The sequence below is a fragment of the Faecalibacter bovis genome (genome assembly GCF_017948305.1).
GTDB lineage: Bacteria > Bacteroidota > Bacteroidia > Flavobacteriales > Weeksellaceae > Empedobacter > Empedobacter bovis.
Map to the genome: position 1 here is coordinate 40001 of NZ_CP072842.1, position 18647 is coordinate 58647.

Sequence of the window (18647 nt, forward strand, 5' to 3'; positions counted from 1 at the left end):
AACACCTCACGGCACGAGCTGACGACAGCCATGCAGCACCTTGCATTCTGTCCGAAGAAATATCTGTTTCCAAATACGTCATTATGCATTTAAGCCTTGGTAAGGTTCCTCGCGTATCATCGAATTAAACCACATGCTCCACCGCTTGTGCGGGCCCCCGTCAATTCCTTTGAGTTTCATTCTTGCGAACGTACTCCCCAGGTGGGATACTTATAACTTTCGCTTAGCCACTGAATCCGAAAATCCAACAGCAAGTATCCATCGTTTACGGCGTGGACTACCAGGGTATCTAATCCTGTTCGCTCCCCACGCTTTCGTCCATCAGCGTCAGTTGAGGCTTAGTGACCTGCCTTCGCAATTGGTGTTCTGCGTAATATCTAAGCATTTCACCGCTACACTACACATTCCAGCCACTGCAACCTCACTCAAGACCAACAGTATCAATGGCAGTTCCATCGTTAAGCGATGGGCTTTCACCACTGACTTATTGGTCCGCCTACGGACCCTTTAAACCCAATAAATCCGGATAACGCTTGCACCCTCCGTATTACCGCGGCTGCTGGCACGGAGTTAGCCGGTGCTTATTCATATGGTACCTTCAGCTACTCACACGTAAGTAGGTTTATCCCCATATAAAAGAAGTTTACAACCCATAAGGCCGTCATCCTTCACGCGGGATGGCTGGATCAGGCTTTCACCCATTGTCCAATATTCCTCACTGCTGCCTCCCGTAGGAGTCTGGTCCGTGTCTCAGTACCAGTGTGGGGGTTCACCCTCTCAGGCCCCCTAAAGATCGTTGACTTGGTGAGCCGTTACCTCACCAACTATCTAATCTTACGCATGCCTATCCTACTGCGATAAATCTTTCAAGTGTATCTGATGCCAGAATCACTGTTATAAGGTATTAATCTTCTTTTCAAAAGGCTATCCCTTTCAGTAGGGCAAGTTGCATACGCGTTACGCACCCGTGCGCCGGTCTCTCTGTAGCAAGCTACAAATACCCCTCGGCTTGCATGTGTTAAGCCTCCCGCTAGCGTTCATCCTGAGCCAGGATCAAACTCTCCATTGTAAATAAATATTGTTTGAAGCGTTAGCTTCTATGTTTTACAACTTCGAATTTCCTTTAGCTCTATTATTCAAGGATTGACCGTTAATTTATATTCGGCTTTTATTTCTTCTGTCTATATTGTAATTTCAAATGAACTTCTCGTTTCATGCAAACTTCTTTCGTTGTTTGCGGTTGCAAAGGTAAGACTTATTTTTAAACTGCAAAATCTTTTTTGAATAAATTTTGAAGTTTTTATTTTTGTTTACTTCTTCGCTATTTCAATTTCAATACTACTCGTCTTTCGTATTGAGAGTGCAAATATAAGACGCTTTTTTCCGAACTACCAAATCGAGTTTATAATTATTTTACATAAAAGTCTTAACTGACTGTTCTATTGATAAATAAAATCGAAAATAATTTTTAGTCATATGTTTTTAATAGATTTTTGCTTGGTTATAGCTTAAAATATTATAATGATTAAAGAATTATATGTTCATTTTTTTCGTCAAAAAAACGAACCAAAAAAGACATTGCTAAAATCTTCGACTAAAACTAAATTGATTCCGAGGAATGATTTAAATGATTCGCATTCGCTCAGTAATTCATTCTTATCTCTACATCAATTTAGTTTCTTAACGTCTACGATTTTCAGGCAATATTTACATTGTGTAGAAGATTTATAAATAAGATTTTACTATCGTATTAATTATTGCGATGAGATTCTGAAACAAGTTCAGAATGACGCACTGGAAATAAATATATAAAGTAGTAATACGATTTTTGAAGATTCATAAATTCGATATATCTATAAATATTATAATGGTTAAAGAAATACATGTTCATTTTTTTCGTCAAAAAAACGAACCAAAAAAGACATTGCTAAAATCTTCAACTAAAACTAAATTGATTTCGAGGAATGATTTAAATGATTCGCATTCGCTCACTAAATCATTCTTATCTCTACATCAATTTAGTTTCTTAACGTCTACGATTTTCAGGCAATATTTTTCATTGTGCAGAAAATTTATAAATAAGTTTTTACTATCGTATTATTTATTACGATGAGATTCTGAAACGAGTTCAGAATGACGAAATGGAATAGATATATAAAGTAACAATGGTAATGATAGCCCGAATTGATTATTTTGTAATGGATGCTTCTTTAAAAAGCAGACGTTACAAAATACTTTGGTGAACGGACTCGCGAAAATGTGTTGCGAAGCAAGGAAGGTTTTTAAAATAAAATCAATAAAAAAGAGGTGAACAAATGCCCACCTCTTATATGTTATAAAAATGTAATACTATAAGTATTAATTACCCCATCCTGGGTATTGAGTCATTAAACCGTTTAAGTTTAAAGTAGAACTTGGGATAGGTAAAACAAATAATTTGCTATCAGCAGGAACGCTTGAGATGTTACCTTCTACGTTAGAAGTTTTAACAAATCCTAAATTATTACGTTTTAAATCGTGGAAACGCTGACCTTCACCTAAGAATTCGATACGTTTCTCAGCTAAAATAGCAGTTAACGCATCACCTTCGTATTGCACTCCACCACGTTCAGCAGCAAAAGTATTTAATTCTGTTAAAGCAGCTGCACCTTGACCTAATTTAGCCATCGCTTCCCACTTAATGAATTTAGCTTCTGTTAAACGTAACACACGAACATTACCTGTGAAATTTGTTCCATCTACAGTTTGTGTAAATTTTTGAACATAATAACCTTTTGGATCATCAGTTTCAGAAGCATTTTCTTGTGTAAATAATCCTTTACGAATATCACCTTCTGCAATAGAATTAACGTAATCTGCACGGAACATTAAATAATTTTTAGCTCCATAAGGATCGTAGAAAGCAGAAATTGAACGGTTAACACCTGGATTTGCAATTACAGACATGTTAATTTCGAAAACAGTTTCTGGTTGATTATTTAATTCAGCAGAAGTAGTTCCTTTGAAATAAGAATCTAATTGAGAAGCTACAATAGTTGTATTTGTAGCTAAAACCTCATCAGCGTATTGAATTGCCTTTTCATAATCTCCGGCTTGACCACGAGTTAAATAAGCTTTTGCTAACATTAAACGAGATGCTGTTGCAGATAAATAACCTTTATTAACAGTAGCTTCGTTAAATTCTGAAATACCTTTCTCTAAATCTGAAATGATTTGAGCATAAGTTTCAGCTACTGTTGAACGACCATAATATGCATTAGGATTGTACTCACCTGTATGAATTGCAATTCCATATTCTTGGTTAACACCAGAAGTTGGATTTGCAGCATAGAAAGAAGCTAAGTAATAAAATGCAATACCACGAGCTGCATAAGCTTGTGCTTTGTATCCTTTTACAACATCAGATTCTTCTAATTCAGAATTGATAATCATATTTGCCATAGATACCACATCATACATTTTGTTGTAAATAACAAAATCGTTGTTAGTGTCTGAAGGCGTCCATGTCATTGTATTTGTAATCTTGAAACGACCATCATTTCTTCTTGAAATGAATGAATTATCAGAGATTAATTCTCCTAAAATAATACCATCAGTTGCTAAAGCATCGGCAGAAGCGAATTCGCTGTACATCCCGTTGATAGCAGCTTGCATATCTTTTTCAGATTTGATAGTAGCATTACCATCATATGTAATTGTATTAACTGGCATTTGATCTAATAAATCTTCTGAACAAGAAGAGAAAGTAGTCATAAACGCAGCAATAGCTAATATTGTAACTTTTTTCATTTTAATCAACTTTTTAGAAATCAACAGAAACACCTACAGAAACACTACGCATAATTGGAGAAGTGTAATCGTAAGTACCTTTACCTTGCCATCCGAATGTGTAACCATTAGAGTTAGTCTCTGGATCGAACGTTAATTTATCATCAAATACCCAAGTAGCTAAGTTAGTACCACGTAAGTAAACAGTTAAATTACTGATTCCAGATTTAGATAATACATCACCTAAACTATACGCTAATTTCACTTCTTTTAAACGAATGTGATCTCCATCACGTAAGAAACGTGTAGACATTTTGTTAGAACCTGTACCGTTTCCATACACCTGCATTGGATTTGAAGCAGTTGTATTTTGTGGCGTCCAGCTATCTGTTAAGCTTTCTTTGTAAACATTGATATCGTAATATGCACCATCGTTATAGATATAGTTTGAGTATCTATCGATTACTGAATATTCGAATTGTCCTGATAAAAATACCGATAATGTTACATTTTTGTAGCTAAAATCGTTTCTTAAACCAGCCATGTATTTAGGGAAAGGAGATTTTCCTTGGAAATATTTAGACGCTTCGTTGTAATTAGAAGTTGTTTCCGTTTCAGATGCATCCGTATAGAATAATGGATTACCATTAGAAGCATCAACACCAGCCCAACCTACCATGTAGTATTCACCGAATAAACGTCCTGATTGTACTGCTTTGTTTCCACCTTCTAAGTAGATTGCATCATTGTCAATTAAATCACCAACTTCTGATTTATTGTAAGCAAAGTTTGCAGAAATATTCCAGTTAAATGCTCCACGGAATGGACGAACTGTAATTGTAGATTCAATACCTTTATTTACAATTTCACCAACATTTTTCATGATTGAATTTGGAGATGATGGCGTTTCACCAGGAACTTCTACTGGGAAAATTGCATCTTCCGTTTTCTTGTTATAAACGTCGATTGTACCAGAAACTAAACCATTTAATACAGAGTAATCTAAACCAATATTTAATTGTTTAGAAGTTTCCCATACTAAATCTGGATTACCTGCACGATCTAAAATTAAAACACCTTCGTTACCGTAGTTTCTTGTATTTGCTAATAAAGAGAAACTATTGTAAGTGTTTGACCATGAATCTGCGTAAGGAACATTTCCGATTTCACCGTAGTTTGCACGTAACGTTAAGTTATCTACAAATCCGATATTTAAATCTTTATTCATTGCCCAAGATCCACCAACAGACCAGAAAATTCCTGATTTATCGTTAATACCTAACGTTGAGTTAGAATCACGACGAACTTGTCCATTTAATGTATACTTACCATCAAAGATGTAGTTTAAACGACCGAAGTAAGAAATCTGAGTCCATTTAATCTTATTACCTGTAACAGACAATACTTGAGAAGCATTATCCATATAAGCACCATCTAAAATGAAGTTTTGTTTGTCTTGAGAACGTACTTTACCAATGTGCTCTTGGTATTCCCAACCAGCATTAGCAACGAACTCATGACGATCTCCTAATTTTTTAGCATATGTTAAAGTATTTACCCAGTTCCAATCTGTATATTGACTTTGAGATTCATACATATAACCATTATATCTTGCTCCGTCTCCAAATTTAGAATTCCAAAATAATGTCTCATCTAAATTTTGATATTGTGTACCAAATTGAGAATTGAAAGATAAATCATTCGTAATTTGATAATCACCATAAATAGAAGCTAAGAAAGTATTTACTGTACCTCCTACTTTATTCTCTCTTTGTAAACCTACTGGGTTATAATCTCTGTTCCCTAATAAACTTGTGTTGTAAGAACCATCTGCGTTATAAACCGGTAATGTTGGGATAATTGCCCAACGTGTTTGCCATGGATTAGAGTAAGCTCCAGCATCAGCATACGTTTGGTTTTCTACACGAGAATAATTTAAATTTGTTCCTAATTTGAAACGATCAGATGCTTTATGATCAACAGCTAAAGATGCAGATAAACGATCAAATTTAGAATTGATGATTAACGGATCATTGTCGTAGTAAGAAAATCCTGTACGGAAAGATGTATTATCAGAACCTCCTGTTGCAGAAAAACTATATGTACGAACAGTTGACATATCACGTTGAATGGCTTTTGTCCAATCTTCGTCTGTTACACCATCCCAACCAATTACATCGTTTGCATAATAATTTTCAGCTTCTAAACGAGATGCAAAATCTCCTGTATTGTAAAACGCTAAACCACCCCATTGAACTAATTCTTTAGAGTTTAAGAAATCTGCTTTATCAAAAGCGATGTCTTGTACAGACATTTCTGTAGAAGCGTTAAACTTTGTTTTTTGGTTGAATTTACCACGTTTAGTTTTAACAACGATAACTCCATTTGCACCACGAGCACCATATAACGCCGTAGAAGAAGCATCTTTTAAAACGGTAATAGATTCGATTTGATTAGGATCAATAGATGATAATGGATTGAAAGAAGTCATTACTCCTGAGTTATCATCACCTTTACCTACAACAACACCATCAATAACATATAATGGATTAGTTGTCCCTACGAAAGAACCTGCTCCACGAATTGCAATTACGTTAGCAGAACCTGGTTGTCCACCACCTGTAGAAAAATTTAAACCAGCTACACGACCATTTAATACCTCATCAACTGAAGCAACTGGCGTTTGCTCTAAATCATCACGTTTAATTGTTTCGAAAGAACCAATTTTCTGAGTTGGATCTAATTTAATAGAACCTAAAATATTAACAGCTGCTAATTCTACAGTTTCAGTTTTCTTTTCAGCGTAGCTGATAGAACCTAAATTATTAGAAGTAACAACTACTTCTTTTCCATTGATTACTAATACATCACCAATTTGAGCATCTATATCAAAAGTACCATCAATATCAGTGTAAACTACTTTATCAGTACCTTTTACGATAACCTCAACATCTGATTCTGGAAAACCGTCAGCATCATTTACCACACCTGTTGTTTGAGCATAAGCTAAAGCACCTAAACCTAGGAAAGCTAAAAAACTCAAAGATGTTAATCTTCTCTTCATTTTCGATAAAAATTTTAAGGCGGTAAAAATGACAAGAATTAATAAACTTCTAAAATTTTATTTAATTATTTCTTAAACGTAAATTTTAATATTTACATTAACACTTAAAATATGTAGTATAATATTGGTGTATTAATAATTTTGAACCAAATAAATTATGAATATGAATTTATTTTAACAATTATTAATAATTAAATCGAAATATTAATAATTGTTGAAATATTTTCATTAAAGACTGAAATTCTATTAGATATAAGATTTACACAACAACATTAAAAAAATGTATAAAATTTAATTAAAATGTATATTTATACTATTTAGAATCAATACAAGATAATTTAAAGCCTTAAATCGGAATTTTAACAAATTGAAAACGAATTATATTTTGTATAATTATAAAATAAATAAAGGGTTGTATTTATGAAATTACAACCCTTTATTTAAGTTTTTCTATTAAAATTAATGAGGTCCTGGTCCATCTGGTTTTTCAAGATCTGTATTCCAAATCTTAATTTGATCATTTTGAGTTAAACCATTTTTAATTTCTACATTAACACCATCTGTTACTCCAAGTGTTACATATTTTTTCTCATAAACTGCATTGGCTCCACTACCAGATTTCAACACATCTACATAAGGTTTTTGATTTTCGTCGTAGCGCAAATGAGCTGATTTAATCATCAATACATTATTTGCTCCAGCCGTTATAACTTCAGCATTCGCAGAATATCCTGCACGAATAAAATATTTTGAATCTAATTGGATTGGCGCTTTAATTTCAAATTGAACAACACCATTACTTGCAACTCCTTGTGGCGAAATAAAATCTAAAATTGCCGTAAATGTCTTATTAGGAATTGCTCCAATTGAGACATTGATTTTCATTCCTTCTTTTAATTTCCCAACTTCAGCTTCATCAACTTTCCCAGAGAAAATCATATTTTTAATATCCGCCATTGTAGCAATCGTAGTACCTGTCGAGAAATTATTAATTTCCTGCACCATATTTCCTATTTCTACGGGAATATCTAAAATAACACCCGATGTTGTTGCAACAATACGAGTCGTAGCGTATTTTTCTAAACCTGGAGCAACACCTGTTTGCGCAACTTGATAATTTGCTTCTGCTGTGCGTAAAGATTGCTGAGCATTTTGATACATTGCAGTAGCATTATCAAACTCGGCTTTCGGTATTACACCTTGGTTGTATAACGTTTTTGCACGATTGTATTCTTTTTGTTGTAAACTAACCTCTATTTCTGCAGAACGAATTGTTTGTAAAGCTGAATTTAAATTTGCTACATTTGGAACAACTCGAATCTCTGCAATTAACTGTCCTTTTTCTACAAATTCACCTTCAGTAACATTTATCGATTTTATAACCCCCGAAATATTAGGTTTAATTTCAATTGTTTCTAATGGTTTTACTTCTCCTGTTGCAACAGCTTTCACCTCTATGTTTCCTACTGTTGGTTTTGTTATTTCGTACACTTGATTGTCCTGACTATTTTTCTTTCCAAAATATCCAATCACACCAATCACAAGTGCTATAAACAAAACTATACCTACAATTTTTAGAACTTTCTTCATTCTATATTATATCTACTTATTTACTAAATTATTCATCTCTTAACGCATCAATTGGTTTGATTGCAATTGCACGTTGGGCAGGAATTAACCCTGCAAAAGTTGCCATAACTACCATAATTGCTAAAGCTGCAAATAAGGTAAATAAATCTATGGAAGCATTGTAAATTGGAATACTTTCGTTTCCTGGAATAATGACTTCATTTAAAAACATTAAAATTAATCCTGCTCCAACAATACCACCTAAGCCTGCAATTAAAGTTAAAACTACTGATTCTAATAAAATTTGACCACGAATTTGTGACGGAATAGCTCCTAACGCCCTTCTAATACCAAATTCTTTTGTTCGCTCTGAAACCGTAATTAATAAAATACTTGAAATGGCAATAACACCAGAAAACAACGTCATTGCACCTACTACTATTGCAAGAAATTGCATTCCTTTTACGAATTTCATGATTTTACCTAACATCTCACCCAAGTTAAATCCACCTAATCCTTGATCGTCTTCTGGTGCAATATTTTTAACTTGTTTTAAATATGTTTTTAATTGCTTTTCAAATTGAACGATATCATATTCATTCGGGATACTCAAGGATAAATATTGTATTTTATCTCCTTGATTATACACTTTTTGAAACGTTGTGAACGGAATATAAATTTGATCTTTAGATTCAACAGGTGATGAAGGTGAATCGTAAATTCCGACAATCGTGTAATAACTATCTGAAATACGAATTTTTTTACCCAATGGATTTTCCTTTTTACTAAAGAAATTCTCCATTACTTCAACTCCTAAAACACAAACTTTGGTCTCATTTTTTATATCATCTTCATCAATAAATCTACCTTTTATAATATCCTTACCAAACATTCGGTTTTGATCTGGATAATCTCCGTTAATATTATAAAAATTATATTTTGTTCCGAAAGCAACAACCGAATTAGGCATCATATTACGTGGTGCAATTAACGAAATTTGAGGAAATTGTGCTTCAATTTGTTTCACATCACTCATTTTTAATTCGATCATTCTACCTTTCTGAAATCCTTTGAACGGCATTGATGTGGTTCCGCCCCAAACGAAAAGTGAATTTGTTGCAGCATCTGCAAGATTTCTATCAAATCCATTTTGCATCCCACGAGTTAAACCAAGCAGAAGTACAAATAAAAACATACCCCATGCGACACCAATCATTGTAAGAATGGTACGTAATTTATTCTTTCTAATTGCAGCATAAACCTCTGTCCATGCATCTATATCAAATAATAATTTCCAATTCATTATTCGTCTCTTAATGCTTCTATAGGTTTAATTTTTGCTGCTCGTAAAGCCGGAATCATTCCAGAAACTGTACCTGCCACAAACAAAATAACAGTTGCTAATACTAAAGATTTAGAATCTACACCAGGATTAAAAATAAAATAATCTTCCAGACTATTTCCAATATTTTCTACCAATAATGTAGCCAATGCAATTCCAATTGCTCCGAAAACCAAAGTTATCAAAATAGCTTCTTGCATAATTAAAGATAGTACACTAAAAGGTGTTGCACCAAGTGCTTTTCGGATACCTATTTCTTTTGTTCTTTCTTTCACGCTAAAAACCATAATATTTCCGATACTTACAATTCCTGCAATCAAACTTCCACCTCCAATGATGAAAACCATTAAAGTTAAAATAAAAAAGAATTGATCTGTTTCTTCCATCTGTTCAGCTGCGTTTCTGACACGAACACCAGTAAAATCATTCGGATTTATATTATATCTAACTTTAAAATTATAATCAATTGTAATAGCCAATTTTTTAATATCCTGTAAACTTAAATGATCTGCAGGAGTGATAATAATAGACGAAACTTCATCTGTTGCGTAAATTGTTTTAAATGTTGTGTATGGCGTATAAATAGAGCGTTCTGCATTATCGCCACCATCAGCACTTTCAAAAATTCCGACAATATTATATACTCCTTTTCCTATTTGTAAATTTTGACCAATTGCAATTTGACCTGGAAAAAAATCTTGAGCAACTAAACGACCAATAACAATAGATTTGGATTGATTTTTCATATCCTTATCGTTAATAAAACGACCATAAGAAGTTTTTTCATTGATCATCTGCTCATATTCAGGATAAACTCCGGTTACAGAATAACTACCTGAATTATTGGCATTCCTAATCGTGTCTGATTTTGCAATTGTTGCTACAACATATTTTATCTCATCTGGAAAAGAATTTTTTAAAAAGTTAACATCTTTGTCTTTTAACTTAATTTCTCTTCCTTTTTTAAATCCATTGTAAGATTCTGAAGTTGTCCCACCCGAAATCGTAATATTTAATGAATTTGCATTAAAAAACTGTTGTTGAAAGCCGTTTTGCAATCCATTTCCTAAACCAAAAAGGGTAATGAAAACGAATAACGCCAACGCAATTGTTAATCCCGATAAAGAAGTTCTTAATTTATTACTCGAAATTGAAGACCAAATCTCGCTCCAACGATCTCTATCAAACATACTATACGCGTACTTGGTTAACTTTTGTATCACTAATAATTACACCATCTTTTAATCGCACAATTCGTTTACACATATTTGCAATATCATCTTCGTGGGTAACCATTAATATTGTTTTCCCTTCATCGTTAATTTCCTGAATTAAACGCATCACTTCGTGAGAAGTTGTAGTATCTAAAGCTCCTGTTGGTTCATCAGCTAAAAGTAATTTTGGTTTTGCGGCCAACGCACGTGCAATTGCTACACGTTGTTTTTGCCCACCAGAAAGTTCGTTTGGCATATGATTCGCCCATGGACCAAGTCCAACTCTCTCCAAATAACCTAAGGCAATTTTGTTACGATCTGATCGATTTACTTTTTGATAATACAAGGGCAATGCAACATTTTCTAATACATTTTTAAAGTTGATTAGATTATAGGATTGAAATATAAATCCTAAAAATTTATTTCTGTAATTCGCTGCTTTTGTTTCGTTTAATTTTTCAATTCTAAAATTATCCAATTCATAAGTTCCTGAATCATGTTCATCCAACATTCCGATAATATTCAACAACGTTGATTTACCGGAACCCGAAGATCCCATAATTGCCACAAATTCTCCTTCCTCTACATCTAAATCGATACCTTTTAGTACATGTAGAGAATTCTTTCCCATTTTATATGATTTATTTAAACCTTTAATCGAAATCATTTCTTTTGTTCGTCTTTGTTATAAAGATAATTCATCAGTCGCAATTACAATAAAAATGTTACAAGAATATATAAACAAAAAATCCTGAATTGTAATTCAGGATTTATATTTTACATCGGATCGACATCTATGTCTATTTTAACCGAACGATAAGCTGCGATTGTATGTAACCTTTCAATTTGTTTCTTTATTAATTCTTTCACTTTAATTGGTGATTGATTCGGAAGAATTTTAATCATCACATCTGTAATGTATTGATTATTGATTCGACCAACCGATGGCGCTTCTGGACCAAGTAAACATCGATTATCAAAATTTGGTTTTAGTAACTGCACCAACTGAGCCGCTGTTTTATCTAATCTTTCCTTATTTGTATGTTTAAAACGAAGATTAATTAATCGTGTAAACGGAGGATAAAAAAACTCTTTACGTTCGTAAATAATATCCTTCATCGTTTGATGATAATTATACGTTGTTACGTTTTGCAAAATTTGATGTTCGGGCTGATAGGATTGAATTAAAACTTTTCCTTGTTCTGCACGACGACCCGCACGACCTGAAACTTGCGTTAATAATTGAAACGCTTTTTCATGTGCACGAAAATCAGGAAAATTAAGCAATGAATCTGCGCGGATTACACCAACAAAATTAACATTTCCAAAATCAAAACCTTTGGTAATCATCTGTGTTCCGATTAAAATATCAACTTCTTTATTTTCAAAATCTTCTATCAATTTTTCATACGCAAATTTCCCACGCATCGCATCCACATCCATACGACGAATTCGTGCCTCTGGAAAAATCTCTTGCAGTTGATGTTCGATTTGTTCCGTTCCGAGTCCTTTGGTATTCAACTCAATCGAGCCACAACTTACACATCGATTTGGTTTCGCTTGCGCATAACCGCAATAATGACATTTTAATTGATTCGAAAATTTATGATAAGTTAAACTGACATCACAATTTGGACATTCAGGCGTATTACCACACGAATTACATTCCATAATCGGCGCATAACCACGACGATTCTGAAACAGAATTACTTGTTTCTTTTCTTTTAATTGTTCGATAATTTCATCTCGAAGAATATGTGAAATATCGTGTGTGATTTCTTTTTCGCGTTGTGCTTTTTTTAAATCAACTAAATTGATTTCAGGCAACTGAATTTTCCCAAAACGCTCTGTCAATTCGACATAACCATATTTACCTTGACGAGCGTTAAAATAACTTTCAATTGAAGGCGTTGCAGAACCTAACAAAACTTTTGCTTTGATCATCGATCCTAAAACCATTGCCATATCTCGTGCTTGAAAAAATGGTTTGGTATCCATTTGTTTGTACGAAGATTCGTGTTCTTCATCCACAATCACTAATCCGACTTGATCGAAAGGCATAAATAAAACGTTTCGTGGCCCAATGATAATATCAAAATCACCTTTTAATATTTTTTGCCATAATTCGACACGTTCATTTTGATTAAATTTTGAATGGTAAACACCCACTTTTTCACCGAAATGCTTTTTAATACGATGAACGATTTGCGTGGTAACAGAAATTTCTGGTAATAAATAAATCACTTTATTTCCTTTCGCAATTACTTGCTCCATCAACTTCAAATAAATTTCTGTTTTACCACTGGAAGTTACACCATGTAATAAAACTGTATTTTTAGTTGCAAATTCTTCTTTTATTTGATTTAAAACTTCGTTTTGTTTCAAAGTTAATTGATGAATTTCTTCTTTTTCAGTTTCATTTTCATCCACACGCGAAGTTTGAAATTGATAAATTTCAACAGCACCTTTTTCTGCTAACGATTTAATTACCGCACTTGTTGAACCCATTTTTACAAAATCTGCAACTTTTAAAGGTTTTCCTTGATTTTGAGTCTCTAAGGTAATTAATTGCAAAAGCGATTCGCGCTGCTTTTGTGCACGATTTAAAGAATCTAAAATTTGAATAAATGCTTGATCATTTCCTTTGATATCTGGATGAATACGAACATAATTATCGATTTTTGGCGTGTATTTCTCTTGAATTTTTTCGTCCAATTGAATAATCCCTCTATCAATCAATAATTTTAAAGTTGGAATTGCAGATTTGGCATCAATAATTAATGCAGCTTCTTCGACAGAAATTATTTGGCGCAATTTTAAAGCTTCAAAAACTAAATACTCATTATCATTTAATTCGTGTAGATTTTCATAATCCGAATTTATTAATCGTACAAAAGTTTGCGATTCTAACTTTAAAGCCGACGGAAATGCATTACGAAAAACATCTCCCAACGTACACATATAATAACTCGAAATCCATTCCCAAAACTGAATTTGAAAAGGCGTTACAATTGGTTCATCATCCAAAAAAGCATGAATTCCTTTCGTTTTGTATAACTCTGGTTTGTTTTGATGAATAGAATGAATGATTCCGGTGTATAATTTTTGCGTACCAAAAGGAACAGCTACACGTTGCCCTATTTTAATTTGCTGTAAATCAGAATCCGTTAAATGATAAGTAAACGTACCTTCTAAATTTAGTGGTAAAATAAGTTCAGCAAAATAAGTTGAGTTCATTCTTTTTCGTATTGAAATGGCAAGTTAGGAAGATTTTTTGTTACTTTTAAACCGATTAACAGCAATAAAATGAAATTCATTATTAAAAGAATCATTCTTTACACAATTGCCTTCTTTGCATTAAATTGGTTTTCAAACTCTCCTTTAGGAATTGACCAAATCTATGATAAATCTATTTCCACTTTATTAAAGAATGAGTATTTGAACTATTTTTTTATTGTTTCTGGAATCTTAGTTTTCTTTTTAATAATAAAAATTATATATAAGAATTTTAGTCATCGACCTGATAAATTCTTTAGAAGATATTTCCGTATCTATGGATTTGTTTATTCATTGAATTTGGTATTTACGTTTTTCTTCTACACTTATATTTTGTCTTACACCTTGTTTTATATTTTTTTATACATCAATCGTATTGATACAACTTCAATCATTTCCTATCCTTATCAAAAACATAAAAATGACATTGAGGATGAAATATTCTTAGATTTTGAACGTAATAATTATATTGATAAAAGCAAAACCTACATTATTACAACGAAATATGGTTTATTAAACCTTCCTTACACTTCTAAAATTGAAACAAAATAATTACTTTCGTTTAAAATCTAAAAAACTGAGAATGGAATTTCAAACTTACGATTACCCAATTACGATTAAAGAACATCATTTAGATACTTTTGGACATGTAAATAATGCGACTTATTTACAGATTTATGAAGAAGCGCGTTGGGAATTAATTTCGAAAAAAGGATACGGTTTAGATACGATTCGTAAAACAGGTAAAGGCCCTGTGATTTTAGAAATCAACATTAAATTTTTAAAAGAATTACGATTAAGAGAAAACGTAACGATACATACCAAAACGTTAGGCTATCAAGGTAAAATTGGAAAATTAAAACAATGGATTACCAATGCGGATGGAACAATTTGTAACGAAATAGAAATGACATTGGGCTTATTCGATACCAAAGAAAGAAAATTAGTTGAGCCAACTGAAGAATGGATTAACGCGACAACATAAATCAATAAAAAAGCCACTCAATTGAGTGGCTTCTTTTATTTTATAAATAAATTATTTCGAGTTTTTACGACGCTCTAATTCTTTTTTAATTAAACCTAATTCACGTCCTGTTTGTCCTGCTACCGAAGTATTTTCTTGTGCACGACGAATTAAATAAGGCATTACTTCTTTAATTGGACCGTAAGGTAAATATTTCGCAATATTGTAACCTAAATGTGCAATATTAAAAGAGATATTATCACTCATTCCGAATAATTGTCCAAACCAGAAATTTGGATTTTTAGCCGAAATACCTTTTTCATTCATTAATTTAATTAATAACTCACAAGAATATTCGTTGTGAGAACCAGCAAATAAACCGAATCTTGTATGATTATCTACAATAAAACGTAAAGCTGCATTATAATCACGATCTGAAGCTTCTTTGTTTGGTTGAATTGGCGATGGATAACCTTCTGCTTGTGCACGTTCACGCTCTTTTTCCATATAAGCCCCACGAACAACTTTATAACCTAAGTAATATCCTTCACGGTCAGCTTTTTCAAACATTTGTTTTAAATAAGCTAAACGATCATGACGGTACATTTGCAAAGTATTCCAAATTACTGGACGGTTTACATTGTATTTCACCATCATTTCATCAGTTAAATCATCTGCTGCATCTTGCATCCAAGTTTCCTCAGCATCAACCATGATGTTAACATCAGCATCAAAACCTGCTTTACAAACCACATCAAAACGAGAGCGAACATTTTGCCAACGCTTTTGTTCGTCTTCAGTTAAATCTTGTTTTTTACCAACTTTTTCAAATAATTCAATTCTTCCAAAAGCAGTAGGTTTAAATACAACAAAAGGAATTTCTGGATTATTTTTAGCTAAAGCAACTAAGTGTAACATTACATCTTTTACGTGATCAAATTCACTTTCCTCAGTTTGTCCTTCTACAGAATAATCAAGGATAGAACTTACACCGTATTTATATAAATCTTTAGCAACTTTAACCCCTTGTTCGGCAGTTTCACCACCTACAAATTGTTTATAAATCGTTTCGCGAATTGCAGGTTTTACTAAAGGTAAATTAACTGCAAATGGTAACTTAAAAAATAACGTACCTAAATTCGTTAGGGAAGGACTTCCGATTAATTGAAATAGGTAATGCGCTTTTTTTAATTCAGCATCTGATTTAGAGCTGAACGCGTGTTCAGTATTGTCAAATAAAGACATTGTATGTTGTTTGCTTTATAAATTAATGTTTAGCAAATGTAACGAGAATCGATATATTAAACAATAAAAAAACCTACAAGTATCTTGTAGGTTTTTTCTATCTTAATATAACAATAGTAATTAATTAAGCAAAACTGCTTAATATTTTTATTGCTATAATTATTTAGCTCTTTTAGCGTATTTTGTTTTGAATTTGTCGATACGTCCTGCAGTATCAACTAATTTAGATTTACCTGTGTAGAAAGGGTGAGAAGTTGAAGAGATCTCTAATTTAAATAATGGGTACTCTACTCCTTCGATTTCGATAGTGTCTTTTGTATCAGCTGTAGATCTAGAGATGAATACATCTTCGTTAGACATATCTTTGAATGCTACTAAACGGTAATTAGTTGGGTGGATATCTTTTTTCATTTTAAAATCTTCTTTCTAAACTTAATCGGGCGCAAAGATAAGACAAAAAATAAATCAAACAAGAGTAACATCAATTTATTTTTAAATTCTTAAACAATTCGCTTTACAAAATATTATTTCGAGTGTAATGTGTGTAATGGTCTTTAAAATAATACTTTGATAATCAAGTTTGCGTTAATTATTTATTTTACTGGTGCAAATATATAAAATCGACTTTCATTATACAAGTGTAAAAATAAATTTTAAGCATTTTTTTATCAACCTTTTCATCCCGTGATTTTTAGAGGCAAGAAAACAAATAACTTTATAAATATATAATCTATATTGACCTAAAATTTATAATAAATTGATATTTTAGTAGTTTATTATAAAGACATAATATCTAATCTATGAATATAAAAACCTTGATAGTTGGTTTAGGTATTGGTTCTTTAGTCGCTTTCCAATCATGTAGGGAAGATTTCGATTTCGAACCAATTTCTTCAGAACTTCGTTTTAATACAGATACTATTTCGGTAGATACGGTTTATAACCATTCAAAATCTGAAACTTACGTTTTAAAAATATATAATCCAGACGACAAAGATTTGGTCATTCCACGTATTGCATTAGCAAAAGGTGAAAATTCTTATTTCAACATCAATGTAGATGGACAAGCTGGTACAAATTTTACAAATGTGCCGATTCGCAAAAATGATAGTTTATTCGTTTTTGTAGAGATTGAAGCTGATGAAGCTCCTGTTAATCCATTTTATGATGATGAAATTTTAGTTGAAACAACACAAAATCAACAGCACGTAAAATTAATATCTTGGATTGAAAAAGCTCAAATCCATCCTGCGAATGCTACGTTAAGTTCTGCAAATTGGAATGCGAACGAGGCGCACGTAATTGATGGTAACCTTACAATTACAAACAATCTTACCATAGATGCTGGTACAAAAGTGTATTTTAAAAGAGGTGCAAGTTTAACTATTGATAATAATGCATCATTAAATGTGAATGGATCTTTAGGAAATGAAGTTAAATTTAGATCATCACGCCATGATACAAAGTATGATTCGTTACCTAATCAATGGAATAAAATTGAATTAAAACCAAATAGTATTTCTAACATCAATTATGCTAAAATTATTGGTGCTGATACTGGTTTACATGTAAATGAAAGTCAATTAACTATTAATAATTCATTTGTTGTAAATAATCAATCGTACGGAATATTAGCTTCTAACGCGAAAATTAATGGTTATAATTTAATTGTAAATAATGCAAATTTAGCAGCATTCGCTGTTGAAAATGGTGGAGATTACTCATTCTACCACTCTACTTTTGCTAATTATTTTAATATGATTGGTACGGCAGGTCCAGCTTATAGTTTATACTTAAGTAATTACATTCGTGAAACGACTAATGCATTAACGCAAGCGACATTTGCAAACTGTATTTTTTATAATCAAAGAACTCCAAATGCTATTTATTTAGACAGAAAAGATGGTGCAGCATTTAATATAAATTTTGATACCAATCTATTTAAGAATATAAATACTGCTGAGTTGAATGTTTTAACTGCTGCTGGTTTCACAAATTCTATCGTTGGCGATCCTTTATTTATAGATGGAAGATACACTTCTAATAAATTAAAAGTTGGTGAAAACTCTCCCGCGTTAAATGCAGGAAAAGTTAGTATTGCACAACAATATCCGACAGATTATTACGGAATTCCAAGAGGTACAAATCCTACAATAGGAGCATTTCAATAAAATAAAAAATCCAGTTAGTAAACTAACTGGATTT

12 protein-coding genes and 1 rRNA gene (1 of these 13 cut by a window edge) are annotated in these 18647 nt (G+C 32.4%); 3 read left to right on the plus strand and 10 right to left on the minus strand.

Annotation, left to right across the window (positions count from 1 at the left end; translation table 11 throughout):
• From J9309_RS00205 to priA, 8 genes are all read right to left on the minus strand, one after another.
• A 16S ribosomal RNA gene (locus tag J9309_RS00205) occupies positions 1–1069 on the minus strand (it extends 450 nt beyond the left edge of the window).
• 1289 nt (positions 1070–2358) lie between these two features.
• Entirely contained in the window at positions 2359–3789 is a 1431-nt protein-coding gene (locus J9309_RS00210; RefSeq protein ID WP_230476454.1) for a RagB/SusD family nutrient uptake outer membrane protein, read from the minus strand.
• Between the two features lie 13 nt (positions 3790–3802).
• Entirely contained in the window at positions 3803–6832 is a 3030-nt protein-coding gene (locus J9309_RS00215) for a SusC/RagA family TonB-linked outer membrane protein (RefSeq protein WP_230476455.1), read from the minus strand.
• A gap of 459 nt (positions 6833–7291) precedes the next feature.
• Positions 7292–8422: an efflux RND transporter periplasmic adaptor subunit gene (locus J9309_RS00220; RefSeq protein WP_230476456.1), complete on the minus strand. Its 1131-nt coding sequence runs from the start codon at positions 8420–8422 to the stop codon at positions 7292–7294.
• A 28-nt stretch (positions 8423–8450) separates the two neighbouring features.
• Positions 8451–9704 (minus strand): ABC transporter permease, encoded by a 1254-nt coding sequence (locus tag J9309_RS00225; protein WP_230476457.1) that lies wholly within the window; start codon positions 9702–9704, stop codon positions 8451–8453.
• Positions 9704–10933, minus strand: coding sequence for an ABC transporter permease (locus J9309_RS00230; protein ID WP_230476458.1), 1230 nt, complete (start codon positions 10931–10933; stop codon positions 9704–9706). Before J9309_RS00230 ends, J9309_RS00225 begins: the two co-directional genes overlap by 1 nt.
• A gap of 1 nt (position 10934) precedes the next feature.
• Positions 10935–11624, minus strand: coding sequence for an ABC transporter ATP-binding protein (locus tag J9309_RS00235; protein ID WP_230476459.1), 690 nt, complete (start codon positions 11622–11624; stop codon positions 10935–10937).
• A gap of 110 nt (positions 11625–11734) precedes the next feature.
• A complete protein-coding gene (gene priA / locus J9309_RS00240; protein WP_230476460.1) occupies positions 11735–14194 on the minus strand; it encodes a replication restart helicase PriA in 2460 nt (819 codons plus the stop codon).
• A 69-nt stretch (positions 14195–14263) separates the two neighbouring features.
• Here priA and J9309_RS00245 point away from each other — a divergent pair, with 69 nt between their 5' ends.
• Positions 14264–14785, plus strand: a complete 522-nt coding sequence (locus tag J9309_RS00245; protein ID WP_230476461.1) for a hypothetical protein — start codon at positions 14264–14266, stop codon at positions 14783–14785.
• A gap of 31 nt (positions 14786–14816) precedes the next feature.
• The gene (locus tag J9309_RS00250) at positions 14817–15218 is read left to right on the plus strand and encodes an acyl-CoA thioesterase (RefSeq protein ID WP_230476462.1); all 402 of its coding nucleotides are present in this window, start codon (positions 14817–14819) and stop codon (positions 15216–15218) included.
• 51 nt (positions 15219–15269) lie between these two features.
• On the opposite strand, the gene J9309_RS00255 is transcribed toward J9309_RS00250, so the two are convergent.
• Together J9309_RS00255 and J9309_RS00260 are read right to left on the minus strand one after the other, a co-directional pair.
• Positions 15270–16442 (minus strand): proline dehydrogenase family protein, encoded by a 1173-nt coding sequence (locus tag J9309_RS00255; protein ID WP_230476463.1) that lies wholly within the window; start codon positions 16440–16442, stop codon positions 15270–15272.
• Positions 16443–16601: 159 nt separating this feature from the next.
• Positions 16602–16853: a type B 50S ribosomal protein L31 gene (locus J9309_RS00260; RefSeq protein WP_230476464.1), complete on the minus strand. Its 252-nt coding sequence runs from the start codon at positions 16851–16853 to the stop codon at positions 16602–16604.
• A gap of 389 nt (positions 16854–17242) precedes the next feature.
• Between J9309_RS00260 and J9309_RS00265 the strand changes: the two genes are divergently transcribed.
• The gene (locus tag J9309_RS00265) at positions 17243–18613 is read left to right on the plus strand and encodes a hypothetical protein (protein WP_230476465.1); all 1371 of its coding nucleotides are present in this window, start codon (positions 17243–17245) and stop codon (positions 18611–18613) included.
• Positions 18614–18647: the final 34 nt, after the last annotated feature.

What these genes read in the sequence shown, in the direction of transcription:
- J9309_RS00210 (WP_230476454.1), bottom strand. Translation starts at nt 3,789, where the DNA reads ATGAAAAAAGTTACAATATTAGCTATTGCTGCGTTTATGACTACTTTC.
- J9309_RS00215 (WP_230476455.1), bottom strand. Translation starts at nt 6,832, where the DNA reads ATGAAGAGAAGATTAACATCTTTGAGTTTTTTAGCTTTCCTAGGTTTA.
- J9309_RS00220 (WP_230476456.1), bottom strand. Translation starts at nt 8,422, where the DNA reads ATGAAGAAAGTTCTAAAAATTGTAGGTATAGTTTTGTTTATAGCACTT.
- J9309_RS00225 (WP_230476457.1), bottom strand. Translation starts at nt 9,704, where the DNA reads ATGAATTGGAAATTATTATTTGATATAGATGCATGGACAGAGGTTTAT.
- J9309_RS00230 (WP_230476458.1), bottom strand. Translation starts at nt 10,933, where the DNA reads ATGTTTGATAGAGATCGTTGGAGCGAGATTTGGTCTTCAATTTCGAGT.
- J9309_RS00235 (WP_230476459.1), bottom strand. Translation starts at nt 11,624, where the DNA reads ATGATTTCGATTAAAGGTTTAAATAAATCATATAAAATGGGAAAGAAT.
- priA (WP_230476460.1), bottom strand. Translation starts at nt 14,194, where the DNA reads ATGAACTCAACTTATTTTGCTGAACTTATTTTACCACTAAATTTAGAA.
- J9309_RS00245 (WP_230476461.1), top strand. Translation starts at nt 14,264, where the DNA reads ATGAAATTCATTATTAAAAGAATCATTCTTTACACAATTGCCTTCTTT.
- J9309_RS00250 (WP_230476462.1), top strand. Translation starts at nt 14,817, where the DNA reads ATGGAATTTCAAACTTACGATTACCCAATTACGATTAAAGAACATCAT.
- J9309_RS00255 (WP_230476463.1), bottom strand. Translation starts at nt 16,442, where the DNA reads ATGTCTTTATTTGACAATACTGAACACGCGTTCAGCTCTAAATCAGAT.
- J9309_RS00260 (WP_230476464.1), bottom strand. Translation starts at nt 16,853, where the DNA reads ATGAAAAAAGATATCCACCCAACTAATTACCGTTTAGTAGCATTCAAA.
- J9309_RS00265 (WP_230476465.1), top strand. Translation starts at nt 17,243, where the DNA reads ATGAATATAAAAACCTTGATAGTTGGTTTAGGTATTGGTTCTTTAGTC.